The organism is Pedobacter nyackensis (genome assembly GCF_900176505.1).
In the GTDB taxonomy this organism is placed as follows: Bacteria; Bacteroidota; Bacteroidia; order Sphingobacteriales; family Sphingobacteriaceae; genus Pedobacter; species Pedobacter nyackensis.
This window is the reverse complement of record NZ_FWYB01000006.1, coordinates 1-26749: the sequence shown is the minus strand read 5'-3', so window position 1 is coordinate 26749 and position 26749 is coordinate 1. Positions and strand designations below refer to the sequence as shown.

Annotated in this window: 18 protein-coding genes; 10 read left to right on the top strand and 8 right to left on the bottom strand. The window is 37.8% G+C overall.

Features of this window, described 5'->3' with window-relative positions; genetic code table 11:
• Positions 1 to 10: 10 nt before the first annotated feature.
• The 3 genes from B9A18_RS12365 to B9A18_RS12355 are packed head-to-tail and all read left to right on the top strand — an operon-like array spanning position 11 to position 4392.
• Entirely contained in the window at positions 11 to 1288 is a 1278-nt protein-coding gene (locus B9A18_RS12365) for a hypothetical protein (protein WP_084289627.1), read from the top strand.
• Positions 1288 to 3609 (top strand): chondroitinase-B domain-containing protein, encoded by a 2322-nt coding sequence (locus B9A18_RS12360; protein ID WP_084289625.1) that lies wholly within the window; start codon positions 1288 to 1290, stop codon positions 3607 to 3609. Before B9A18_RS12365 ends, B9A18_RS12360 begins: the two co-directional genes overlap by 1 nt.
• 9 nt (positions 3610 to 3618) lie before the next feature.
• Complete coding sequence (locus B9A18_RS12355) at positions 3619 to 4392, top strand: polysaccharide lyase family 7 protein (RefSeq protein ID WP_084289623.1); 774 nt, start codon at positions 3619 to 3621, stop codon at positions 4390 to 4392.
• A 4-nt stretch (positions 4393 to 4396) separates the two neighbouring features.
• On the opposite strand, the gene B9A18_RS12350 is transcribed toward B9A18_RS12355, so the two are convergent.
• Positions 4397 to 4972 (bottom strand): thioredoxin family protein, encoded by a 576-nt coding sequence (locus tag B9A18_RS12350; RefSeq protein WP_084289854.1) that lies wholly within the window; start codon positions 4970 to 4972, stop codon positions 4397 to 4399.
• A gap of 198 nt (positions 4973 to 5170) precedes the next feature.
• Here B9A18_RS12350 and B9A18_RS12345 point away from each other — a divergent pair, with 198 nt between their 5' ends.
• Positions 5171 to 6040, top strand: coding sequence for an HD domain-containing protein (locus tag B9A18_RS12345; protein WP_084289622.1), 870 nt, complete (start codon positions 5171 to 5173; stop codon positions 6038 to 6040).
• Positions 6041 to 6101: 61 nt separating this feature from the next.
• Positions 6102 to 8795, top strand: coding sequence for a PQQ-dependent sugar dehydrogenase (locus B9A18_RS12340; protein WP_084289620.1), 2694 nt, complete (start codon positions 6102 to 6104; stop codon positions 8793 to 8795).
• A gap of 68 nt (positions 8796 to 8863) precedes the next feature.
• Here B9A18_RS12340 and B9A18_RS12335 read toward each other — a convergent pair whose 3' ends face one another.
• Entirely contained in the window at positions 8864 to 9622 is a 759-nt protein-coding gene (locus B9A18_RS12335) for a hypothetical protein (protein WP_084289618.1), read from the bottom strand.
• 210 nt (positions 9623 to 9832) lie between these two features.
• On the opposite strand from B9A18_RS12335, the gene B9A18_RS12330 reads away from it, so the two are divergent.
• The gene (locus tag B9A18_RS12330; RefSeq protein ID WP_084289616.1) at positions 9833 to 12013 is read left to right on the top strand and encodes a bifunctional alpha,alpha-trehalose-phosphate synthase (UDP-forming)/trehalose-phosphatase; all 2181 of its coding nucleotides are present in this window, start codon (positions 9833 to 9835) and stop codon (positions 12011 to 12013) included.
• 76 nt (positions 12014 to 12089) lie between these two features.
• On the opposite strand, the gene B9A18_RS12325 is transcribed toward B9A18_RS12330, so the two are convergent.
• The 5 genes from B9A18_RS12325 to B9A18_RS12305 all read right to left on the bottom strand — a co-directional run bounded on the left by B9A18_RS12325 (position 12090) and on the right by B9A18_RS12305 (position 19851).
• Positions 12090 to 13874: a glycoside hydrolase family 15 protein gene (locus tag B9A18_RS12325; RefSeq protein WP_084289614.1), complete on the bottom strand. Its 1785-nt coding sequence runs from the start codon at positions 13872 to 13874 to the stop codon at positions 12090 to 12092.
• Between the two features lie 75 nt (positions 13875 to 13949).
• Complete coding sequence (locus tag B9A18_RS12320; protein WP_235005312.1) at positions 13950 to 15086, bottom strand: serine hydrolase domain-containing protein; 1137 nt, start codon at positions 15084 to 15086, stop codon at positions 13950 to 13952.
• A gap of 230 nt (positions 15087 to 15316) precedes the next feature.
• Positions 15317 to 17077: an ABC transporter ATP-binding protein gene (locus tag B9A18_RS12315; RefSeq protein ID WP_084289610.1), complete on the bottom strand. Its 1761-nt coding sequence runs from the start codon at positions 17075 to 17077 to the stop codon at positions 15317 to 15319.
• The gene (locus B9A18_RS12310; protein WP_084289608.1) at positions 17061 to 18797 is read right to left on the bottom strand and encodes an ABC transporter ATP-binding protein; all 1737 of its coding nucleotides are present in this window, start codon (positions 18795 to 18797) and stop codon (positions 17061 to 17063) included. The genes B9A18_RS12315 and B9A18_RS12310 overlap by 17 nt, the downstream gene beginning before the upstream one ends.
• 67 nt (positions 18798 to 18864) lie before the next feature.
• The gene (locus tag B9A18_RS12305; protein WP_084289606.1) at positions 18865 to 19851 is read right to left on the bottom strand and encodes a Gfo/Idh/MocA family protein; all 987 of its coding nucleotides are present in this window, start codon (positions 19849 to 19851) and stop codon (positions 18865 to 18867) included.
• Positions 19852 to 20074: 223 nt separating this feature from the next.
• Here B9A18_RS12305 and B9A18_RS12300 point away from each other — a divergent pair, with 223 nt between their 5' ends.
• From B9A18_RS12300 to B9A18_RS12285, 4 genes are all read left to right on the top strand, one after another.
• Positions 20075 to 20653, top strand: coding sequence for a hypothetical protein (locus tag B9A18_RS12300; RefSeq protein ID WP_084289604.1), 579 nt, complete (start codon positions 20075 to 20077; stop codon positions 20651 to 20653).
• 313 nt (positions 20654 to 20966) lie between these two features.
• Positions 20967 to 21593 (top strand): phosphatase PAP2-related protein, encoded by a 627-nt coding sequence (locus B9A18_RS12295; protein ID WP_084289602.1) that lies wholly within the window; start codon positions 20967 to 20969, stop codon positions 21591 to 21593.
• A 441-nt stretch (positions 21594 to 22034) separates the two neighbouring features.
• Positions 22035 to 22781 carry a LytR/AlgR family response regulator transcription factor gene (locus tag B9A18_RS12290; protein ID WP_084289600.1) on the top strand — a complete coding sequence of 249 codons (747 nt, stop codon included), beginning with the start codon at positions 22035 to 22037 and terminating at the stop codon, positions 22779 to 22781.
• Positions 22782 to 22834: 53 nt separating this feature from the next.
• Positions 22835 to 23923 (top strand): sensor histidine kinase, encoded by a 1089-nt coding sequence (locus B9A18_RS12285; protein ID WP_084289598.1) that lies wholly within the window; start codon positions 22835 to 22837, stop codon positions 23921 to 23923.
• 54 nt (positions 23924 to 23977) lie between these two features.
• Here the strand turns inward: B9A18_RS12285 and B9A18_RS12280 are convergent, their stop codons facing one another.
• Complete coding sequence (locus B9A18_RS12280; protein WP_084289596.1) at positions 23978 to 26533, bottom strand: zinc-dependent metalloprotease; 2556 nt, start codon at positions 26531 to 26533, stop codon at positions 23978 to 23980.
• Positions 26534 to 26749 lie beyond the last annotated feature (216 nt).

Genomic DNA, 26749 nt, shown 5'->3' with positions numbered 1-26749 from the left:
AAAATTGAATATGAAGCATAAAAACAACCTTTGGTTTACTGTTCTGCTAATCGCTTCCGTGTTAATGCAAAGCTGTAAGAAAGATAAAGTAGGGATCTCTAGTCCAGATACTTTTAGTACCAACGAGTTTACGTACAACATGGCTACAAAACAGATTAGCCCTGATGCACAAATCAACGCGGAGCTTATTTCGCCAGCTGGCATAAAGTTAATTTACTGCTATCTGGTACGCAATAATACAACAGACTCGTTAATCTATATTGGAAATCCTGCTGAGGACAGTAGGAACAATTACAAGTTTAATATCCCTTCTTCGAGCTATGCAGTTGCAAAAATGGCGCAGGTAATGGGTGTAAAAGTAATGGTTAAACACCTTGACAACACCACTTTTGAAGGTTTTATTAAAGTAACCTCGTTTACCCCTCCTATGCCTAAGCTAGAAAACGTACCAGTTAGCTTGCTGCCAAATGCATCAAACATAATAAGCGTTACCGGCAAGGCCAGTTCAGAGAATGGTTTGAAACTAATTGAGATATATGATGATTATCAGGGTACTTTTGTGTTGGTTAATAAAATAGACTTAAGCAACAGCGAAAAGGTATATGACCTTAATTATGAGTATACCTATCGTAAAAATGCCGGAAATTTAAAGGTGGTTATTATCGATAAATTCGACTTAAGAGCAGAATCTGTAATCAATATCCCGCTTAAAAAATTCACACTTTATAAAGATGTCATCATGATGGCGCATGGTACAGCGGCAGCACCATCAACCAATAGCTTCTTTATGGGGAAAAGTGGAACACTGTTGGGTACTTGCACCATCAGCGGAAAGGAAAAGGATCTGGATTTTGTAACCTATTGCACCACCACACCTGCATTTACAATATATGGACCGTCGAATACTACTACTATTGCCAAAAACTTTAAATGCGGTGTCCAAATATGGGAACCAAGTGCAATAGATCTTAAGGCAACAAAGTTTAGAACACTGATTCCGGGAACCGCAGAAACTGATAAAATATATGCTTCTTACAATGCTAACACTATTACCGATCTGGGTGATGAGTTCTTTACAGGTATATTACTGCCCGGTAGCAGTAGTGTTAAATACGATCTTGTAGCTGCGGCAAATGCTTTTAACCTAACTACGGCCTATTTGGTTTGGATAAGAGTACCAGAAGCTGATGGAAGTTTTACCAATATGTTACTAAGGGCTAAAGAGGTGATTATTGGCTCTTCAACACCACTATCCACCATTAAGTTTGACATTTTAGTTTCTAAATAATGATTGCAAATACATTTTTTCTATCATTTTTATTATTGTTCAGCCTCAATAGCTTTTCAAGCAATATTGTGGTTGACAGTCCACAAGCGCTAAGTAAGGCTGTCGCAAGTGCGAAACCAGGCGATGTTATTTATTTAAAAGACAAAGAATGGATCAATGCCAACATACAGCTACAAGGAAAAGGAGCGGCTAAAGCACCGATTGTAATTATGCCACAAACCCCAGGTGGCGTAACCTTCACTGGTCAGTCCTCTATACAAATTGGTGGCGAGTATCTGGTGGTAAAAGGTTTCCACTTTAGAAATGGCTATTCCCCTAAACGCGATGTTATTTCTTTTCGCATCAACAACGATATGCTGGCCAATAATTGTAGAGTCAGCAATATCGTTATCGAAAACTATAGCCAGCCAGAGCGTTTTAAATCAGATAACTGGGTTACCTTTTACGGTAAAAACAACCGTGTAGACCATTGTACTTTCGTAAACAAGCTTAATGCCGGGCCGCTAATTGTAGCAGAGTTGGATGATGCCCGGAGTCAGGAGAATCACCATAGTATAGACAGTAATTATTTCAAAGGCCGTCAGCGCTTTGGCTCAAATGGAGGTGAAACCATCCGCATAGGAAACTCAAGGTATTCTTTAACTGCCTCCCGTACTAACATAGTAAGCAACTACTTTGAGCGTTGCAATGGAGAGGTTGAGGTGGTGTCTGTCAAATCTGGAAACAATAATGTAAGCTTCAATACTTTTTACGAATGCGAAGGTGGATTGGTATTAAGACATGGATCTGAAAACGTGGTAGAAGGAAACTTTTTTATAGGCAACAACAAACCATTTACTGGTGGTGTTAGAGTTATTAATCCACGGCAACGTGTATTTAACAATGTCTTTTACCAACTGCAAGGTAATAACTTCAGGTCGGCACTGGCTGTATTAAATGGTGTACCCAATTCGTTAATAAACAGGTATTATCAGGTTAAAGATGCAATTATAGAAAACAATACCTTTATCAACAGTGGTAGCATCCTATTTGGTGCAGGTAAAGATGCAGAGCGAACACTGGGGCCAGAAAATGTAGCTTTTAAAAACAATCTGGTGCTTAGCCAAACCAACGAGGTATACACTGATGCTAATAATGATAAGGGTATTGTATTTACCAATAACTCGTTGAATGATAGCTTTAAAGGAGAAACACCTGCAGGGTTTAAAAAGGTAAAAATCAACACAATTAGCATAAAAGGCTATGACCTACCTTATGATGCACAGTTTGGAGCCAATTTAAAAAAACTACCCTTAATTAATAAAGAAGCTACAGGTGCAAAATGGTATAAAGTGGTAACAAACAAGTCATTGCGTAAACCACAAAGTTTTATTGTAAAAGCCGCACAAAGTGCAACTATACAAGGTGTTGTAAATAATGCCCTTGCTGGCGATACCATTGTGCTGGCTGATGAAGGGTACTATAAAATGGTATCAGGAATTATCGTTAGCAAGCCTCTTATAATTATGGCGGCTAAAAACCTAAAAAACAGGCCTGTATTGGTAAATGCGTCTTTAAAATCTTTACCGGCATTTATTACCATACAAAACGGTGGTGACCTTACTGTTAAAGGATTGGCTTTTAAAGGTACGTACGAGAGCTTTTCGGCTGCCGATGCAGGTATCAAATCAACTGAGCAGCCCATGAACAGACCTTACCTGCTAACCATTGATGATTGCGAGTTTTACGACTATAATGAGAGTACAAATAGCGGTTTTAAAGCATCTAAAAGTACACTTGCCGATAGTTTAGTGGTCATCAACTCCATTTTTCACCACATGTCTGGGAGTGGAATAGATTTATCTGCAGAGAAAGATGATAAAGGCATTTACAATGCAGAATATACCATCATCAAAAACTGCACATTTACCAACCTTTTGGGCAGCGCCATAAATATTTATCGAGGCGGAAATGACGAAAGTACGCTCGGTCCATTTGTAACCATTGATCATTGTACTTTTAACGAAGTAGAAAACAGAGAACAAGGAACCGTAATAAGGCTTGTGGGGGCGCAGCAGGCCACGGTAACAAACAGTAACTTTTCTAATAGCGGTCAGGGCGGCAGGTCTATTTTGTTTCAAGAGTACCGATGGGACAATATTTTGGTTGACTATTGCAACTTTTATGAATCGGGAAAAGTAGAATCATTTTACAACAAAGCCACAGGAAAGCATATTTACAGTGCTAAACCTAATTATGCCAATCCTGAGCGACTTAACTTTCAATGGCAGGGTACTTCCCCTATCACAAGCAATCAATTGCCAATAGGCGTAAGTAAATAGCAACACACCATGAATTTTAAAGGAACTATATACAGGTTTATTATACTTAGCACAGCGGCCGGACTATTCCTGCTGCTGGCTACGGGAAGTGCAGTTAAGTCTATTCAAAAACTACCTGCACAAGTACTAGACCTCACAAACTGGAAGCTTAATGTACCAGAGGGAGTTAAAACACCTGATAGGTCTGACGAATATAAACAGCCAGAGCTCGGGACCTATAGTAATCCTCATTGGTTTTACGTTAATAAGGAAGGTGATGCAGTAGTTTTTAGGGCCCTAACAGGTGGCACAACAACCAAGGGTTCAGGCTATCCAAGGTCAGAGCTAAGAGAAATGACCGATAATGGCAAAAAGAATGCGTCATGGTCTTCATCAGAAGGCACTCATACCCTATTAATTGATCAAAGCATTATTCACTTACCTACAAAAAAGCCTCATATTGTTGTAGGGCAAATTCACGATGCGGAAGATGATGTAATCGTGTTTAGGTTAGAAAAGAATAAGCTATTTGTTAAAATGGACGATGATAAAGGTCCGGTGCTTGATGAAAACTATCAGCTTGGCACAAGGTTTACCGTTTTGTTTAAAGTAAAAAATAACGAAACCGAGTGTTACTATAATGGGAAGCTAAAATATACCTACCCAAAAGCATTTACAGGTGCTTATTTTAAAGCCGGAGCCTATGTTCAATCATCCTGCCAGGGCAAAAGGAAAGTCGAAGGTGAATCCTGCGATGCTTTTGGGGCGGTACAAATTTATAATGTGTGGGTAAAGCACGAATAGTGTTTTACCTTTTAATCTCGTTTTTACTAAAAACAGCGGCTATTTCTGCTAGTTGTTTCTCGTTCAGTTTAGATGTCTTTTTTAAGCAAGTAATGAAATGCGCCACTTCATCTGGTTTTGCCGGACAGCCTACATTTTCACCTTTAGCAGTAAGCGGAGTGCCTTCTGGTCTCATTTGCGAATCGGCAATTAAGTTCTCTTTTGCATCAAAAAACAACCATGTAGGTAAACCTTGTTTATCGTTATTATATTTCTTTAACAAATCGGCAGCACCTGGGTTTTCCAAATTCTCTTTCCCTTTATTTTCATAAACTACAAAATCAGCAATTACGTAGTTTTTATCAAAATAAGGTTTTATAGCCGGATCGTTTAAGCTAGCGGTCATTTTATGGCACCAACCGCACCATGAAGCGTGAAACATAGCCAATACTTGTTTCTTTTCTTTTTTCGCTTTTTGGATTGCTGTATTTAGCACTTCGGTTGCTGGTGCTGGCGTAGCAACTGCCGGTGTGCTTTGAGCAATGGCAGTCTGAATAACTAACGCAGTTGTAATGGTTAGCAATAATGATTTTAGTTTCATGATATAATAAGTTTTTTTGAAGTTACTAAATATGCCATTCCCTTCCAAGTGAACATTATGACAAGCGAATTGCTAAGCTATACTTCTTAGTGGTATACTAAAATAAATTGCATCAATTTTTTAGATAAAACTAAAAATATTAGTAATATTGCAGTACCGATATATAGCAATAAATGACGGTTTATTTAAGCTTTACATATGATACAGTTGAACGATATACTTTACGGAAATGTTGAATTACCAGCTATTTTTGAGGATTTGCTAAATACAGCAGCATTGAAACGATTGAGTGGCGTACACCAAAGTGGCGCCATTTTTTTAGTGAACCCCGACATGAGTCATTCGCGACTGGAGCATTCTATTGGTGTGACACTGCTGATCAGAATGCTTGGTGGATCTGAGTTGGAACAAATTGCTGGTTTATTGCATGATGTTTCACATACTGCATTTTCACATGTAGGTGATTATGTATTCGAGAATAAGGAAGAAAACTATCATGAGCAGGTATATGCTGACGTTTTACTGAATTCAGAAATACCTGCAGTTTTGCTGAAACATGGTTATCATATTGATCAGGTATTGAATGGAGATTTTCCTATTCTTGAGCAGCCCCTGCCCCATCTTTGTGCTGACCGATTGGACTATACCTTACGTGATTCTTTGCATGGCGGATTGATTACGAGGTATAGTGCCAGGCTATTTTTACAACGTATTAAACTACATGATGAGCAAATAGTTGTCACAGATGAGGTGCAGGCTGACTGGATTAACGATGTTTTCAAGCGATTAAATGATGATTTATTTAATTTACCATTACATGTATATGCCAATCAGGAGTTAGCTGTAATTATACGTAATTTTTTAAAAAGTGGCTTTTTAAAAGAAAGTGATCTTTTTAAGGATGACACTTTCTTACTAAATAAGATTAGAAGTACAAATGCAGGCTATGAGGCTGTAAAGGCTATAAAATTACATAAAGGCTATACCAACTTTCTAAGAAAAGGCTCAGTTTTAAAGATAAAGCCACGTAGATTGAAAGTCATTCAAACACATAATCAAATTCATTAATTCTAAATAAGTAATTCATTTATTTTATATTTAGTGTATAAACCACACACAAAATTAAAAAATGAATACACTACGTACTTTAATGCTTTCTGGCATTACGTTTCTGCTGTCGTTCTTATTCGGGCAAAGTAGAGCTGCTGAAAATCATAAATTAAAAATCGACACACCAGACCAAAGCAGATTTGTAAAGGTTAAACTGGTACAAGGACAATTCACAGAGCCAACTGAAATGGCCATCTTACCAAATCTTGATATTCTGGTTGCACAGCGTAGAGGCGAAATAATGATCTATAAAAATCATGCTAAAACCTTAAAAGAAGCCCTTAAACTAGATGTTTATTACAAAGCGAATGTACCAAATGTTAACGCCGAAGAAGGCTTACTAGGCATCGCTATTGATCCTAACTTTGCGATAAATAAGTACATATATGTTTTCTATAGCCCTATAAAGACTGCTGTAAACCGTTTATCACGTTTTAAAATGGTTAACGATAAAATCAGCCCTTCTTCTGAAAAAATAGTTCTGGAATTCTATTCTCAAAGGGAAATCTGCTGTCATACAGGCGGATCTATCACGTTTGGTCCAGATGGCTTGCTTTATGTATCTACAGGAGACAATTCTACTCCTTTCGATGTACCAAAACAAGAGTTTGTAAATAAAGGTTATGCACCTTTAGATAATCGTCCGGGACTTCAGCAATATGACGCAAGGAGATCGTCGGGGAACACTAATGACCTAAGAGGTAAAATACTGAGGATAAAGGTGAAAAGCGATGGTACCTACAGCATTCCTGATGGAAATTTATTTCCCAAAAATGACCCTAAAAGTAAACCTGAAATCTTTGTAATGGGTAACAGAAACCCCTACCGCATATCAGTTGATCAACAAACAGGTTATTTGTATTGGGGTGAAGTTGGTCCGGATGCGTCTGGCGACAATGAACTAAGGGGACCAAGGGGTTATGATGAAATTAACCAGGCGCGTAAAGCCGGCTTCTTTGGATGGCCCCTATTTATTGGAAACAATTATGCCTACAGAGCTTATGACTACACTAATGGCCAAAGTGGCGAAGCTTTTAATCCACTATCCGGTATCAATAATTCGCCAAACAATACAGGATTAACCCAACTCCCACCAGCTCAACCAGCATTTATATGGTATCCTTATGGCGAATCAAAAGAGTTCCCTCAAGTAGGTTCAGGAGGAAGAACCGCAATGGCCGGCCCAGTCTACCGTCCAAAACCTGGTGTAAGTCCCTATCCTGCTTATTATAATGGCAAATTATTGATTTATGAATGGATGAGAGGCTGGGTAAAAGCGGTAAGCATGTCACCAACCGGAGATTACCTGGCTATGGAGCCTATATTTGGCAATATGGAACTAGCTGCTCCGATTGATATGGAACTTGGTCCGGATGGTAAAATATATATTCTGGAATATGGAAAAGGCTGGTTCACCAAAAACCCGGATGCCGGAATCGTTAGAGTCGACTACCTGAAAGGTAATAGACCTCCACAGATCAATAAGATGGAAATTAAGAAGACCAGTGGTTTATTACCTTATAAACTTATAGCTACTTTGAATGTGAAGGATCCAGATGGAGATACGCTATCCTATATCTGGAATTTAGGTAAGGGAATAAAAAAAACAACCAGGACGCCTGTGCTTACGCATACATTTACTCAAAAAGGTGAATACGCTATCAGTGTAAAAGCAGTGGATAAAGCCGGAGCATCATCGGCAAGTAATACAATCACTGTATTTGCCGGTAATGAACATCCGGAGGTTGAAATCAGACTTACAGGCAACAAGAGTTTTTATTTCCCTTCTAAACCGGTTTCTTACCAGGTGCTGGTTACTGATAATGGGTCCACAGTTAACAAAAAAAGGATATATATATCTAGTACTTACACTGAAGGGCTTGATCTTGCTGGGGCACAATTGGGTCATCAGCAGGCCGCCCAAACCCTGATAGGTAAATCACTAATGCTTAAATCCGATTGTAGTACCTGCCATAAGGTTAATGAGGTATCCATTGGCCCATCTTTTAAGAAAGTTTCTAATAAATATCAGCAAAACAGCAAAGCAATTTCCTATCTGGCTGCTAAAGTTGTAAAAGGCAGTAGTGGAGTATGGGGCGAAGTTCCAATGCCTGCCCATCCTACAATGAAAGAAGGAGAAGCGAAAGAAATAGCTGAATGGATCATGTCACTTAGCGCTACGGCTAACAATAAACCTTCACTCCCTTTAGCAGGTAAAATTATTCCTCCTGCAACTATAAATACCGGCAAACCTATATTTACATTAAAGGCTAGTTATTCGGATATGGGAGCCCCAGGATTGAAATTTTTAAGTACTACGAATGTTGTTAACCTCAGAAGCAATGTAATTGAAGCTCGTGATTTAAAGGATATATCTGAGTTCGGTCGCCGCGATTTTTCAGGCACAGAAGCTTTAATCCTCCCTCAGGATGCAGGTTGGATTAAACTGAAACAAATCGATCTGACTGATATTTCTTCACTTTCGATTGTGATAAAAGAAATGGGCGTAAGCAGTGAGTATAGTGCTGAAATCAGGCTGAACAATCAAAACGGACAATTACTTGGTAAGGGGAGTATAAGCGCAACAGCTGGGAACCTCTCCTTAAATGTAGTTAAGGATGGTCAGCTTCATGACGTTTATATTATCTTTAAGGCCAATAAAAAGGGTATAAAAGACAGGCCGTTGTTGCTCAATATTAAGCTTTCAACATAATGTGAACACAAAATATGCCTTCTATGAGGAGACCAGGAAGTACCCGAATAGAAGGCATGTTTTGAATATTAATTTGAACTTTCTTTCGCTTTTTTCCCATTTAAATTAATTACCGCTCCGATCGTGAATATAGAATTACCAGCATTCATATGTTTCCTGCTGTTTAAACCAAAAGTTCCACTTGTGGTATACTGTAATTGTATAGTTTCATTTAACCGCATTCTGGTAAAGAAAATAGGTTCCAGAAATATATTGCCTTCTCTAACCTGCCCCATCGAATTACGCATAAAGGTTTTCATGTCTACATTGCTGATGCGTAAGGCCGTTCCATAATTTAATGGATAATTGGTTCCGAAAAGACGTAGGTTGCTATTCTTTTTAGAGCTATAATTTACTTGCAAAAAGGTTTTGCTATAAGTGATCTCCTCCACATCACGGCTGATCAAGATATCGTTATCATCAAATTCTCTAAATACCCGATCGGTATTCCCAGCTCCGAACCCGGCATATATTTCTATAATTCTGTTATTATCCGGGCCAAAGGTATCGAACCAGCCTCCCCCTATCTCTACTAGCTTTTGCCTGTAATCTTTACTTTTCTTTTCTCTGTTTATATAAGAGCCACTAAAGAGTACACCAATATGGTCGGAAACAGCATAAGCTCCATTAATACTAGTATTAATTCGTGGTGAAATGTGTAGCCCGCCACTAAATTCTCCTTTCTGACTAAGCATTGGGGTGTTGGGTACGTTGGGCATATATACTGAAGAGCATGAACTCGCGAAAATTGTAGCAATAAAAAGAGGTAGTTTAAGTTTTTTAATCATAAAATTAGGTAAGAGTTTGCTCTAACTCTACATTTAACGTAGTTTGTTTTGTTTTCTTGCAAGGTATTACTTTTTTATGAATCTGAGACCAGGTGATCAGTAGCGTTTCAATCTTGAATTGCTATTAATTACCCTTTAATAGAGATTGTTAACTATTAATTTAAAAATAGTTCAAACAAATACCATTAACAGGAGTTGTTTTATTAACATATGAGTACAATTAATAAAACAATAATAATATCGAATCGCTTACCGGTTAAAATCACAGAAGAAAATGGCGAATACCAACTAAGTACCAGCGAAGGTGGTTTGGCCACAGGTTTAGGATCTGTTTATAAGGAAGGTAATAACATCTGGATAGGCTGGCCAGGTATAGAAGTACCTGATGAAAGGAAACCAGAAGTAATAAAGAAACTCGCAGCACATAACCTCATACCGGTATTTTTAACCGCAGAGGAGATTAATTTTTACTATGAAGGTTTTTCCAATGAGATTTTGTGGCCAGTGTTTCATTATTTGGTTACCTATGCGAAATTTGACGAAGTTTACTGGGGATTTTACAGATCTGTAAATGAGAAATTCAGAGATACATTACTAGATAATCTGAATACTGGTGATACAATTTGGGTGCATGATTATCAATTACTACTGTTGCCTTGTCTTATTCGTTTTGAACAACCAGATGTGACTATTGGATTTTTCCAGCACATCCCTTTTCCATCTTTTGAAATATTCCGACTGATCCCATGGCGTGAACAATTGATTGAGGGTATGCTTGGGGCTGACCTTCTTGGTTTCCATACTTTTGATGATGCCAGACATTTTTTAAGTGCAGCATCCAGGCTTTCCTCCAGTAATCTGTCTGACAATGTGCTGGTATATAAAAACCGTCAGATTGTAGTTGAAGCATTCCCCATGGGAATTGACTCGGACAAGTTTGAAGAACTTACAAGAAATGAGAAGGTTGCAAAATATGTGACTTCTTTTAAAGCAAGTTTAAAGAACCTGAAAACAATATTGACCATTGACAGGCTGGATTATAGCAAAGGAATACTACAGCGCTTACAGACTTTTGAATTACTCCTCGAAAAACACCCTGAATACATTGGTAAATTAGCACTATACATGGTTGTTGTTCCTTCCAGAGATACCGTTCCAAAATATAAGGAATTGAAGGATCAAATTGATCAGGTTGTTGGTAATATCAATGCCCGTTTTAGAACCATTAACTGGGTTCCTATTCATTATTTTTATCGTTCATTCTCTATTGAGTTTTTATCGGCTATTTATAGTACGGCAGACATTTGTCTGGTTACGCCCATGCGCGACGGAATGAACCTGGTTAGTAAAGAATATGTGGCATCGAGGACGAATGAAGATGGAGTTTTGATTTTGAGCGAAATGGCGGGTGCCTCTAAAGAGCTGAATGATGCGTTAATTGTTAATCCAAATAACATCGTCGATACAATGGAGACCATCATTAAAGCGATTAATATGCCATTGGAAGAGCAAATTACCCGAATGAAAAGCATGCGGGCTATTGTCCGCAAGTTCAACGTACACCGATGGGTTAAAAACTTTATGGACAAATTATCAGAAGTGAAGTCAAAGCAGGAGTCATTGCTCACCAAACATGCAAATATTGCCGTTAGGATGCAAATTGCAAATGATTATGCCAAGGCAAAAGAACGCTACTTATTTTTAGATTACGATGGGACATTGGTTCCCTTTCATGGTGATATTGAGAAAGCAGCTCCCAATGAGGAATTATATGCTATTTTAAAACAATTAACGATTGATCCACTAAACCGGATTATCATTATCAGTGGGCGAAAATACCAAACACTTCAACAGTGGTTCGGACATTTAAAACTGGATATGATTGCTGAGCATGGTGCCTGGCAAAAGTATCAGGACTCGGAATGGAAAGCTCTGCCTCTGCTAACAGATAAATGGAAACAGGAAGTGAAAACTGTACTGGATACCTATACTGATCGTACGCCGGGTTCCTTCGTGGAGGAGAAAAGTTATTCATTGGTTTGGCATTACCGAAAAGTTGAAGAAGGACTGGGAGAGCTTCGTAAAAATGAGATCATCAACCACCTGCGTGTGTTTATTGCAGATAAGGGACTTCAAATGATGCCAGGAAATAAAGTAATTGAATTTAAAAATATTGAAGTGAATAAAGGGAAAGCAGCTCAAAACTGGCTTTACAATAATAATCCTGATTTTGTACTTGCCTTAGGCGACGACCATACTGATGAGGATATTTTTAAAGCGCTATCACCGGAAGCATACACTATAAAAGTAGGTAGCAATATCTCTGTAGCACGCTACTATCTGAAAGATTATCGGGAAGTACGAGAGTTGCTGAGGGAATTGGTACAGTAGTTTTAGTCTTTACCTAATGAAAGGAGAGCATTCGATTTAAAGCGCGTCATGTGCTAAATCGAATGCTCTCTTTGTTTTAAAGAAATACCGGTCTATCCAATTTGATTGCAATTCGGTGAGCAGCATTCATCAACCCCACATGGCTATAGGCCTGAGGGAAATTTCCCCACTGGCTTCCATCCTTTTCATCAACATCTTCGCTGAAGAGTAACAAATGATTTGCATATTTAATTATGGATTCAAACTCCCTCACCGCGTCATCTATTCTTCCAACGCAGGCAAGCGCCTCTATATACCAAAAGGCACAGATTAAAAATGTTGTTTTCGGTTTTCCAAAATCGTCAGTATGTAAATACCTGTAAAACAGCCCTGTTTCTGTTTTTAATTCCTGCTCAAGTGCAGCTAAATGATCTTTAGCTCTTTGTGAATTTGGATCCAGATAATTCATTAATATTAATTGTAAGGTACTGGCATCTAAATGCGGACTACCCACAGCATGTGTGTACACCTTACGAACCGGATCATAACAATTTTCAATATGTTGAGCAGCCTTATCAATTAAAACCTGTGCCCGCTCTTCGTATATACTATTGCCAATTGTTTTTGCCATTTTCAACGCCGCATTTGCGCCAGCCCATTGGAAAAGATTTGTATAGCAATGCGTATTGGCAATATTTCTAAATTCCCAAATGCCGGCATCTTTCTCGTCAATGGTACGTTCGATCTTTTTTAACAGATAGTCGAGCCATTTTTCAGAATCTTTCCTTTCTGAATAAATGAAACGCGAATCTGTGTATAAAGGAATCATTGAAACCAATACCTGGCCATAAATATCATTTTGAATGTGCTCATAAGCTTGATTACCCACACGAACGGGCTTATTGCCCATATAACCATCAACGTTATCAAGAATACGCTCCGTAAGGACCTTCTCACCTGCTATACCAAACAAAGGCTGATAGCGTTCATCATCCCTGAAAGAAATATCAGTAACATAGCCAAAGTACTTTTCCATTTCTTCAAAATGGCCAATATGATTTAAGGCGGTAATTACATAATAGGTATCACGCATCCAACAGTATCGATAGTCCCAGTTTCTGGCACTGCCCGGTGACTCGGGTAAACTGGTGGTGCTGGCAGCAATGATAGCTCCCGTATCTTCATACTGATGAATTTTTAGGGTGAGTGCAGAACGGATAACCAGCGATTGATAAAACCCAGCTATAGTGGTGTGCTTAATCCAGGTACGCCAGTAATTAATTGTTTCTGTCAAGAACCGTTCAGCAGTACTTATTACAGGGGCACCCAATTCGTGTCCGTAAGTGAGGATTAGATATTTCGATTCATTTAAAGCGAAGTATTTTTCATCTTCGATATAACTCAATGATATATTTGTGCTCAACTGCATCTCTTCATCAGCACCATCAAACCCGATGTGATTACTCCCCCGATGTCCTTTTTGGATAATTTTCCCATATTCATAAACGGGCTTACATACCACGCGAACCCTTGGCTCTCCTTCCAGAGGTTCAATTTTTCGGATCAGCATTAGTGGCTTGAAGTATCGCTCAAATTGGCGGAAACGTGGAGCGTAATCTAATATCCTGTATTTGCCATCAGGATTGCTCACCTCTGTACAGAGTATGGTAGTATTTTCAAGGTAGTACTGCCTGGAGATGTACTCACCTTTTGGAAGAATGGAAAACTCACCACCCTGTTTTTTGTCAAGTAATCCTCCAAAAACAAAACTACTGTCGAACCTTGGCCAGCAAAGCCAGTCTACGTTTGTGTTTTTGTTAATATGGGCAAGGAATGCACAATTTCCAATAATACCTGTTTGGTATGTGTGTCTTTCTGTCATATATTAATTCAATTGATGTAATATAACAACAGGCTGGACATAGATTTGTTCAGCTTAACTGCATCGGATAAGGGGCTATTTGAGGAAGGTGTTATATAAACTATTAATAGACAGTAGTAATACGTCATTAAAACCTTCGGTGTATTTAGGGCTGCTGCCATTGGTAATGACCACTATTCCAAACTTTTCTTCAGGTTGAAAAAACATAGCGCTATAGAGACCATATGCCGAACCTGTATGACCTTTCATCGTTTTTCCGGGAATAAGTTTATCTGTAGTATGAATAGCCAGGCCGTAATTTTCTTTGTCAGACACTTTTGTTTGCATCAACCGGGCACTTTTTTTAGAGATGATCCTTTTCCCCTTATATTTACCCTGATTCATGTGCATAGTCATGTATTTTGCTAAATCCGATGCTGAGATTTTCATACCTCCTGTAGGGGAAAATATTGGGGTGCTGTAACCATTTACATAATTCTTTATTTCGTTGGTACGTGCTGCATATGCGGCTGGTGCCGGACTGAATGTCTTATAGATCGTATCAAATTCATAAAGGGTCGCAAACCTACTGGCATCGAGAGCGTCCACACAATATCCTCCATAAAGTTGCAATGGGTTCAGTATATGATGTTTTACATAGTTATCAAATCGCTCTCCCGAACGTTTTTCTATAACAGCCCCTACAAGATTATAATTGAGGTTGCAATACTGATAACCTTTACCAGGCTCATAACTATTGTAGCATTTTTCCCAGTTCGCATTTTTTTCAGGATTAATTGCATCAAGATTAAAATAGCCTTCACTATCGTTAATACTGGAGGTATGTGACATCAACATTTTTAAAGTAATAATGCGTTCCGGATACTTTGGATTTCTTACTTTAAAACCTATCAGATCACTAAAGTCATCATTTAGAGATAATTTCTGGGCTTCAACGAGTTGCATAATGGAGGTGGCAGAAAATGATTTGGAGATAGATGCGATTCTGAAAATGTGATCTACGGTTAGCGCCATATTGCTTTCTACATCCTTTAGACCAAAAGACTGCGCGTAAATAAGTTTACTATCTTTTACAACAGCTACCGAAAGACCTATTGCATCAAGCTTTTTCATGATACTTTGTAATTCTGCTTCAGCCTGTACTTTATCCCGCTGGGCAAAACCAGGTGCAGTAAGTGTAGCAAACAGAAGTAGTATAATTAGATATTTCAAGAAGTTAACCATGTCTGAAAGTATGTATGTGGAGAGTTAGAATAAGTTTATAGCCCTTATTGTTTTTTTATCAATTTGTAAAGTTATATTTGCCGGGTAAATTATCTTTAACATTAATTATATGGCATCATTAATCAGTTTAGTTACCCTTTCAGTAATCATTATGATTACAGCACTTTATTTAACATTCAGAAAGAAAAAAGATACCAGCGGACATTAATCTCCGCTGTTTAACTGTTTCTTTTTCCTTTTACCAGCATATTCATCGCATGATCTAATGTGCCGGCTTTAATCACTTCACCCGAGTTTACAAAATATATTTCATCAGCGTTTTCTATTGTATTTAAACGGTGAGCAATAATTACAAGTGTCGTTTCCTTCGGTAATTTCTTAAGGATGTCACTAAGCAGTTTTTCTGTAATGGTATCTATATTTGCGGTAGCCTCATCAAGAATAAGCAATTCCGGACTCTGTAAAACAGCTCTCATGAAAGCAATTAATTGTTTTTGACCTAGACTGATGTTGTCAGAATTCGATGTGATTTCGGTATCTAAGCCTTTATCGAACAAAGCCAATATCCCTTCCAGGTGAGCACCTTTAATCACCTCCTCTAATTGATCATTGCTGTAATCCTTATAAGCACTATTGCTATACAATATATTGTCTTTCACCGTACCCGTAAATAGAAATGGTTCCTGCAAAATGAACCCAACCTTTTTACTACGCTCTTCAGCAGTATAGGAACGGATATCTTTTCCATTCAAAAGGACTTTTCCTTTAGTAGCATCGTATAAACGGGCCATTAGTGATGCGGTAGTTGTTTTCCCTCCTCCAGTTGGACCAATCAAAGCATATGTTTTACCCTTTTGGAGATTAAAGCTGATGTTGTGCAAAATCTCTTCACCACCGGTATAAGAAAAATGAACGTTTTTGAATGTTAAAAGTTCGTTTGATCCGTCAAAACTTGTGTCGTCAATAACCTGCAGATCGCTTTCCAGGGATAAGATCTGAGAGATTCTGTCCCAGCCCGCCATAGCAACCTGAAAACTGCTCCATAACGCAGCAAGCTGGCGTAATGGATTGTAGAAGTTAACTGCGTAGGATAGGTAACTAATCAGTAAGCCAATGGTAAATTCACCTATTGAGATGAGATGGATGCCGTAGACCAGTACAATCAATTGCGCGGCGCCCGAGAAGAATCCAAAGACAGGTACAAAAATCGTATTAGCAATGCCTGCTCCTATTGCGGTTTTATAATTTTGCTGATTGGTTTCATCAAAGCGTTTTCTGAAGTAATCACGACGGTTAAAAGCAATAATAACTTTAAAATTGCTCAAACTTTCTTGAATGCCCGCACTAAGGTTCCCTACGCTCTTTAGGTTAATCGCATTTTTCTTTTTAACCCATGCCGATACAAATCCTGTAAATATCAATATGATTAAAGCTGGCGCAAGTGTTGCCGTCCCGAGTTTAAAATTAATTACCAACAGGAAAACACCGGCACCAAGCATGGTAAAGATGCTGCTTAAAAACTGCATTAAGGATTGCGAAAAGAATTGGTTCAGTTTATCGGTATCGTTGTTAACCCTTGAAATCAGATCTCCGGCTTTATTCTGACTGAAAAATGAAACCGGTAGTTCCTGCAGCTTGCTGAATATTGCATTTCGAAGGGTGTACAACGTTCTTTGCCCTACTCCACCCATCAATTTAGTTTGCAGGTACCCTGTTAACAGGGTAACCAGATACATCATAAAAAGGATGCCTGAGTAAAGCAAAACTCCATTAAATTGTTTGGTAATCACATAATTATCTATGGTGTGTCCGATAATTAAGGGCGAGACCAAAAGCAAAGTAGAGTTTATAACTATAGCTACAAAAGCAAGTAAAAGGTTTTTTCGCTCATGAGAAATTAGCTGCAATAACTTTTTTAAGACAGCAAATGTTGACTTTTTTTCTTCCTTACCGCTAATCTGGTTAAGATCGTAGTTCATAGTTGCTGGTGCTTTGTTGTGAGTTGTAAATCTGTACATATTCAGGACTGCTTTTCATCAGCTGCTGAGGGGTACCCTGAGCTATAATCTCGCCCTGCATAATCAATATAACACAGTCGTAATGCTGGACTGCCGCAATTTTCTGTGTTACAGAAAGTAAAGTTAATCCCGGATAATTACGATGTACATTTTCTAAAATACGTTGTTCTGTATTGTTGTCAACACGGGCAGTAAAGTCGTCAAGCAGTAATATTTTTGGATTTAAAGCCAAGGCTCTTGCCAACATAATCCTTTGCTTCTGTCCACCCGAAAGATTGGATCCTCTTTCAGATACAACAGTATCCAGTTTTTCAGGGAGGGCGTTAATGAAATCCTTCAATTCAGCGGTTTCAATTGCCTTTTCTAACGACTCATCTGTCACCTGATCATTGAAAGCGATATTCTCACGAATACTCATATTAAATATAATACTGTCCTGAAATACAAACCCGATCTGATTGTGAAATGATTCCTGATCATAATCTGCTACAGGCTTGCCGTCAAATAAAATTTCTCCATTATCAGGATTAATCAAACCAGTAAGTAAATAAAGCAATTGGGTTTTACCTGCTGCAGTTGGACCTATGATTGCTGTTTTAGAACCCGGTTTAAGCTGGAATGAGATATCCTTAAGGGCAGGTTTTTGTCCATATATTACATTTATGTTTTTCATTTCAACCTCACCTTTTAAAGATTCAGTTATAGTTCCTGTGCCAGCCACATTAGTCTGGTTCAGCACATGATAAATACGGCCGTATGATGCAGTAGCCTGGGCTATTACATTACTCATAAAGCCAATAACGATAATAGGAAAAATAAGTAAGGCCAGGTAGCTGTTAAATGCGGAAAAATCACCGAGTGTCATTGTCTCATTAATTACATAATGGCCGCCTACCAATAGTATAGTTAGTCCTGCAAGATTGGCCACGAATATAATCACCGGTATTAAACCTGCAAAAAGGCTTAATATGGATAATCCAAGGTCTTTAGCCTTTGTATTAGCAGATAAGAATTTAGCATATTCCAATTGCTGAGAATTAATGACCCTAATTAGGGCAGCACCCAATATGCTCTCGTTAATTACTTTGTTTAACCAATCAATAACTTCCCTGCTTTGTTTAAAGAGTACACTTACCTTTTTAATTACCAGAAAAAATGTGACACCAATAATAGGAATGATGGCTATAATTGCTAAAGCTAATTTCCAGTTAATAGTTAGCAACAGGATGGTTGCCCCTATTATAATGAATACAGATGAGGTAATTGAAACTATTGCCTGAGCAATAAACAATTTAATAGAATCTACATCAGCCGTAAGATTAGTTAACAGTTTAGAGGGATTAGCCTGTTCAACATACGCATTACTCTGCTTTGAAATCTGATCGGCAAGCTGCGTTCTAAGATCCCTGGCCACTTTTTCCGATGCATAAGTTTGAATGATACTTTGCAGTAATGTGAATATAAAAATAAAAGAAATGGCGATGGAAAACTTGATAAGAATTCCCTGGAGGTCAAAATTACCATTAGTGTAAGCGTCTATTCCGTTAGCTACAATCTTAGGCAGGATAAGATTTATACCATTACTGATCAACGCAAATAAAACTAATAACATAATTAACCCCTTATAAGGCTTGAGTAAGCTAAAAATACCTGGTTTACCGGGGTTACTAGTTTTTTTCATACATATAAATTGAGATCTGCCGATATCGAAGGTAGTTCATCAAAATACAAATATGTATATATAATTTTTATTTTTTTGTGAAGCTATCCATTAGCTGCATAGACTGTATCGCCTGATCGGCATCGCAAGGATTACCAGCTTTCCCTAAGAAATATTTAACTACCTGCTCTATCATTGGTTGTTGCACATGCGGCAAAGCATCGAAGATGAATTCCTCATCGTCACCGCTTTTACTTATAGTAACCTTATTACCGAACATAGGAAAACTGATTTTCCCTTCATTTCCTATGATTTCGCATATATCGACATGTTCAGCAACAGAAAAACACCAGGATCCGTTAAAAACCACTCCATTTTTAAACAAAATATGTCCGGTAACCATATCATCGACACCATGTGGGCTTCCCTGGTTTAGAGATATTCCAGAAGATTTGACAGCTTCCCCAAAGAAGTGGATCATTAAATCAAGTTGGTGCGGAGCCAAATCATGAAATAATCCACCCCCTGATATTGTAGGGTCAAGACGCCAGTTGGTATCAGAATCCGCTATTAAATTTGAATTTTCAGGTTGCAACATTTGAAGCTGTACTAATTTCACTGTTCCGATCGCTTTAGCATCAAGTAGCGACTTAATCTTTAAAAACATAGGCTGAGCCCTTCTGTAGTGCGCTACTGAAAGCTTGACCTTATGTTTTTCAGCTGCCTCTTTCATTCTTATTGCAGAGGCAGCATTTAAAGTCATGGGTTTTTCAACGTACACTGGTTTTCCTGCTGCTAAAGCCCTGAGGGTATAATCTTCATGTTGTAAAGGTGGAGTGGCGATATAAATAGCATTTACATCAGGATCGTCAATAAGCTGGTTTGCATTATCATACCATTTAGAAACACCATGTCGCGTAGCATAGTCTTTAGCTTTAGCACCATCACGACGCATTACTGCAATGAGAGTGGAGTCTGCTACCTTATTAAAAGCTGGTCCGCTTTTTTTCTCCGTAACATCACCACAACCAATAATGCCCCATTTAACCTCTTGGATATCTTTTCTTTCTAGCATGTATCGAATTTTTTCTATAAAACAAAATTGGAGTTCCTTTAACTAATGTATTCCAGAAAATACACTAAAAGGCCTATTTTACGTTGCACTAATCAACAATGCTTAGTGTACAACTAAAGATCAGGATTAAAATGTTATAAACAAAAAAGCGATAAGATCTGTTGTTTTGTAGAGTTGAGGCTAACGATAGTTTCGTAATTAGAAAAACACTAAACAAAATCTTATGAAAAAGCTAATTTTTACTATTACTTTAGGGAGTATACTGGCATTTGGAGCAAGTGCTCAGATACAAAAAGGGAATATAATGATGGGGGCAAACTTGTCGAACTTAAGTTTTGGCCTGGACAAGCCTAATGTGTTTCAGTTAAATATTAATCCTAAAGCAGCGTGGTTCGTACAAGATGGTATTGCTATAGGTGGTGAGGTACTATTAGGAATAGAAACACAAAAAGGCGCGGGAACCACCTATCGGTATGGCGCAAGTGCTTTAGGAAGATATTATGGCGCCAAAGGTGCAAATGAAGTAGTAAATAATTCCAGATTTTTTGGTGAAGCGACAGTAGGCATACAAGGCATTAATCCTGCAGGTGGTGGAAATACCAATGGATTAGGCTTTGGCTTTGGTCCCGGATTTACTTATTTTGTCACCCCATCGATAGGTCTTGAGGCCTTGCTGAAGTACAATGGTGTGGTAGGTTTTGGTTCAAGTCCTTACGCTCACAATCTGGGACTCGGTGTTGGATTTCAAATCTATCTACCAGGAAAAAGTACAGCTAGAAAAGTAGAACGTGATATGAATTAATAAAAAAGTAAAATGTATTTGGAGAATTAAAAATAACATGTACATTTGTAGTGAGAGCGTTAATTTAACGGGGGTAAGTCTTAGGACCTATCCCCGTTTCTTTTTACATCAATCTTGCTAATCTTAGGATAGCCAACGCCCCTTCCCCAAGTTTTTTTTAGAATTGAACCTCCCCCAGCTCACTAATGCATTAGTATTTCACTAAATTCGAAATGATGAACCGGGTTTCAAATAAATATATAAGTACTTGCAACTTTTATATTAAAATCACTTAATTTGTATATTTTTACCAAAGTAACAACTAAACCTTTTAATGCAAACTAAACAACTTACATGGCAAGTTGCCTGGGATTATCAGACATTTAGAATAAAATTTATTATAGGGATGTTACTCCTTGTTGCCATTTTAGTTTCTATACCTCATTTCTTTTCACATGTTGAAGCCAGAGAGGGAATTGTATTAAACGACCATGTGCTTACTAATATTCCTGCAAAAGACGTTTCCTTCCTTATTTTTATCGTGTTGTATTCGATGATTGGATTGTTTTTATTTCGAATGTCTAAAAACACTATAATGTGTCTTACGGCATTGTGGGCTTTTATATTTTTATGTGTAGCTAGAATAATTACCATAACCCTGGTACCACTTAATCCACCCAATGATATTATAAATCTAGCTGATCCTTGTTCTATTTTCTTTTATCACTCCAATGTGATCACTAAGGATTTATTCTTTTCAGGCCATACAGCAACGGTTTTTCTAGGAGCCCTTTGCATGCAACGAAAAAAAGATAAAACTTTTGCACTAATCGCTACCGGGGTGATAGCTGTACTGCTTTTAATTCAGCATGTACATTATACCGTAGATATTTTAGCTGCCCCTTTTTTCACCTGGATATGCTGGTATTTAGGTAAATCAGTGGCTAAAAACGCCATTTAAAAAAAGTTGGCTTGACCAAGCCAACAATTTAAACAAAACAATAGTATGATTAGAATCCTGAAATTTAGTTTCTAAAGGGAGTCTTACCTCCCTTTAGCACTAAATATATACGAGAACGTACTGAGCACCTTGATGTATTTTACGAGAATCCTGACACATAAATGGGCCAGGATTTTTTGTTTTTAATAGATATTTTGTATGAAAGTATAAAAGATTGTAACAAGCTGCAATTATATTACGCTAATGACTTGATCATCGTGGTTAATGATCGTTTTTCCGTGGTGAACAAATAACAATGAATGCGATTATGGTTTTAGTTAGTTTTCACCTAGATTTGTATAGCGTAAAATATCAAACTATAACGCATATAACACTTGTGTTTTTTTTGGATATACTATAGGTTCAAAATACATTGTAAAAATTTAAAGGAAAATAATATTGATGAACAGCAAACTAAACTGCATTATTATTGATGATGAAAAGCATGCTGTTGATCTTCTGACAGATTATATCGATGCTATGCCCGATTTACACTTGGTAAAATCTTTTACCGACCCGCTTAAGGCTTTAATCGAAATTACAGCTGAAGATAAGGTTGATATTCTATTTATGGATATAGATATGCCAGGAATGACGGGATTAGATTTATCACAGGCGATCAGATTTAAAACAAAATACCTTGTATTCACTTCTGCTCATTCTAAATATGCTATTGATGCTTTTGGGGTACAAGCAAATGAATATCTCTTAAAGCCAATCTCGATGAGCAAATTCGCGTTAACAATTAATCGTTTGCTTCAATCAGACACTGGTTTGAGAAACGAAGAAAAGCATCCAGACTACTTTTTTATTAGAGCAGATCAGAGTCAAAAATACATCAAGGTCAACCTAAAGGATCTTATCGCTGTTGAAGCGTTAAATAACTATGTGAAAATCCATACAGTTAATGGTATTTATGTAACCTATCTAACTATAAAAGAGGTGGCGGAAAAATTAGATGGTAACAGTTCTTTTATGCGGGTTCAACGATCATTTATTATCTCTATGGATTTCATTAGTAAAGTTGAGGGAGCATCCATTACTTTGAGTAATAAATTAGAAGTACCATTAGGAACTACGTATAAAAAACAATTTCTGACTTTTCTGGAAGAAATGACTTTAAAAACCGTACGGGGAGTACCAAATTAGATTATCCTTTTTCAAGCCCCTCCCTTACATCGAGGAGCCTATACTACATTGAAATGAAAAGCCATTTACAAAAATATGTTCTGTTTATAATTAAACACCGAATCCATTTCATAGCCTGGTTTTTCTTTATTCTCTATGAAGTTGTATTGACAGGGATATTGAGAGGCTATTTTGCTAGTTTCGGAAATTATGTCGTGTTTTATTTTTTTAATATCTGCTTATTCTACTTTCATGCTCATTTAATTCTGCCGATAGCTAGAACCAACCCAAAACATACGATCTGGTTACTTCCTCTATTGATTATTATTGAAGTAGCCTTATATGTCCCATTAACAATTTACACCGTTGGCTTTCTTCAAAAGTATGCCAACTTATCTGTGTACGTTACTGCAGTTCTCAATAAGACGACATTGGGTAATGGGGTTTGGCGGACCATGTATTTTATCCTATTTTCTTCAGGATACTATTATCTGATGAATTATCTTAAAGAACGAAAAAATACCCAGCAATCTGAGAAAGAGCGGCTAATCATGGTTATTGAGAATCAGAATATGCAGGCCGAACTAATAAAATCACAGCATGCTCATTTAAAAGCGCAGATTAATCCGCACTTCCTTTTCAATACCTTAAGCTTTATTTATGCTAATACCAGAAAAGTGGTTCCTGAGGCTGCTGAAGCTATAATGACACTTTCGGAAATGATGAGGTATGCAATACAAGATGATAACGAACGTACTTTCACTGCATTATCAGATGAAATTGAACAGGTAGAAAATCTCATCAGACTTCATCAGATCAAGTCAGAGAATAAATTCAATGTCGTTTTTGATTATGAAGATGATTTAAAGGAAGTTCAAATCATTCCGCTTGTGTTGATTACCCTGGTTGAAAATATGTTTAAGCATGGAGATTTGTTGCAAAACGATCATCCAGCCAGAGTCACAATTTGTTCAGATGGAAATACATTAATTATCGAGACAGAAAATTTAATCGATCTAAAGATAACCCCTGTAAGCCATCAGATTGGCCTGGCAAATGTAAGAAAGAGACTGACTATGATTTATGAAGATAGAGCTTCATTTCAAACATATACTGATGAGGAGAATTATTTCAATGTCGTACTTAGGATTGAATTAAAATAAAAAAGGGGTGTCCAATTCATTATTGGACACCCCTTTTCAGTATAAGATTTAACCTTATGAATTAGGATTCAGGGCCGAATTGATACGAACCAATAAATCTTGTAAATGATACTTGCTCATTCCGGTAGCAGCTGGAATTGCAGCACGAATATCTTTTGCCATAGTAGTTAAATGTGCACGACTAACACTTGATACATCAGAACTTGTAGGATCAATCACTCTCATACCCATACCCTGAGCACCAGTTGCAGGAGCAGGAGGTACAATTAGTTTTGTCATGTTATCAACGTAAGCTTTCTGCAAATTCCTTCTGTAAACGTCAATGTTTTTATGTGAATACAATTCCGACCAAACAGCAGTTTTAAGGTCAGTAAACAGATTTGTAACGGTATATGCTTTAGCACCGTTTAAAGCTTCATCATTGATCAGTTTACTAATAGTACCAGCGTTCTGAAGTTTAATCAAAGTATTCTTTTGAACACCCTGGAACAGATCCGCCGGATTAAGGCCAGTACGTTCGATTAATTCTTTATTGATCAACCATGTTGGTGTAGTAAACAATTGAGTATTCAGGAACGTCATTGCTTCTTTTTGCTTAGCAAATGAAACCGGTTTGAACGCTCCACCTTTTTCCTCAACAGTTTTAGGAGTAGCATAAATACCACCTACATTTTTTACAACGTGGCCCATATAGCGACCATATTGACCAATAACTTCAGTGTAAAGTGTTTTTGCATTCTGGTAGCTTTCATTAGGCTCATTGCTCCATGTTAAGATGTTAGGCAACACGCGCTTAAGGTTTTTAATACCATAAGCAGATGCAAGCATCGCATTGTCACCAATATCTTCACTTTGGTTGCGTGGATCATTAGGATCACTTTCTGTTCCGAATGCTAAACGGTTATTTGCTCCAACTCTTTTGATAATAGTTTGATTAGAGTAAGAAGCTTCATCCTGTGGAGTATTAAACTCAGGTAACCATTTGTATCCCCATTCAATAGCCCATAAATCATAATCACCGATTCTTGGGAATATTCCTTTAGCCGAAACATTATCCTCAGGTTGTGCAACGTAGTTGAAACGTGCATAATCCATAATTGATGGCGTATGACCATTTTTCTCTACCCATTGCTTGTCTCTCAATTTTTCAACAGGAACAGTAGCAGATGAACCAAAGTTATGACGTAATCCTAAAGTGTGTCCAACTTCATGAGACGATACGAAACGGATTAACTCTCCCATTAATTTATCATCAAACTTCATTTTACGAGCTTGAGGATCAATTGCTGAAGCCTGGATAAAATACCAGTTTCTTAACAACTGCATAATGTTATGATACCAGTTAATGTGTGTTTCTAAGATTTCACCTGTGCGAGGGTCATGTACATGCGGACCACTAGCATTTGCTATATCAGACGGCTTATAAACGATCACACTATGTCTTGCATCTTCCAGATTCCAATTAGGATCGTTTGGTGCTTCTTTAGCTACGATAGCATTTTTAAAACCTGCTTTTTCAAAAGCAACCTGCCAGTCGTTCACACCTTGAATTAAGTATGGTACCCATTTTTTTGGAGTTGCCGGATCTATATAATAAACGATTTGTTTTTTTGGTTCAACCAATTCGCCTCTTTTGTATTTTTCGATATCCGCATCTTTAGGCTCGAGGCGCCAGCGTGTAATTAACGACTGGTTTTTTACTCCTTGTGGGTTAGCATCAAAATCAACATAGCCAGTTGCAAAATAACCTACCCTTGGATCAAAGAACCTTGGTTTCATTTGCTTTGCTGGCAACAACACCATTGAACTGTTCAGCTCATAAGTTGCAGGAGTTGAAGATGGTGCACCACCCCCCATCATACCTGGACCTTGCTGGCCAGCTGACTTCGTATAAGTTTTCAAGGTTCTGATTTCTATATTCAGCGGATACGCTTTAATTTCCTTGATATAGCTTCTATCAGCAACTTGTCCACCTAAAGACAGTGATCTTTTAGTTCCTGCGTCAAAAAAGAAAATATCGTTATCGCTATTCATGTAATCAGTAACATCAATTACAACTCCTTTAGCACCAGAGATAGAATCTTTAGCAAAAGCTTTAACATCAAATGATGCTACTAAAGGCTGGATATTAGAGTTCATTACAGACTTGTAAAGTCCCTGTGCTGTAGTGTCTTGTGAGCGCTCACTAAAAGAAATACTCTTTAAGTAAATTCTATTTGCAGGACCTTTTTCAAAACTGATCACATTATCACCAATCTGATCACCACCGTAACCGATCATTGAACCACGATTACCTGCTGCTGCTTTGCTAATTCTGTTTACTGTTAAGATTTCTCTGCCCAACAGTGAATCAGGAATTTCAAAGAAATAGCGGTCTTCAACATTGTGAACTTTGAATAAGCCTTTATCTGTTTTTGCTTTACCAGTAATAACCTGATTATAAGGCTTAGGTCCGGCTGGCGGTCCACCAGGGCGGTTCATTGCATTGGGGCCACCTATCGGGGCTGCCGTACCAGGTGCAGGAGTTGGCGTTTTTGGATTTCTTTTTTGAGAAAAACCCTGATAGCTGGCACAGCATAACGCCAGCGCGATCAAACTTAATTTCTTCATTTAAATTGTTGATTTATAGAGTTAGTTGTTTGGTATAATTGTGCGATAACCATACGAATAAGAGCAATAGCTTTTATGCAAAACCATTGCTCTTATTGTGTACAATCAATTGTGTAGTTATTTATTCTTAAAAGCAGCTATACCGCTTTCAAGAAAGTGTAGGTATTCAACAGATTCGTAGTTGGCACCTGTTGGTTTTACCAGTGGTTTTTCATC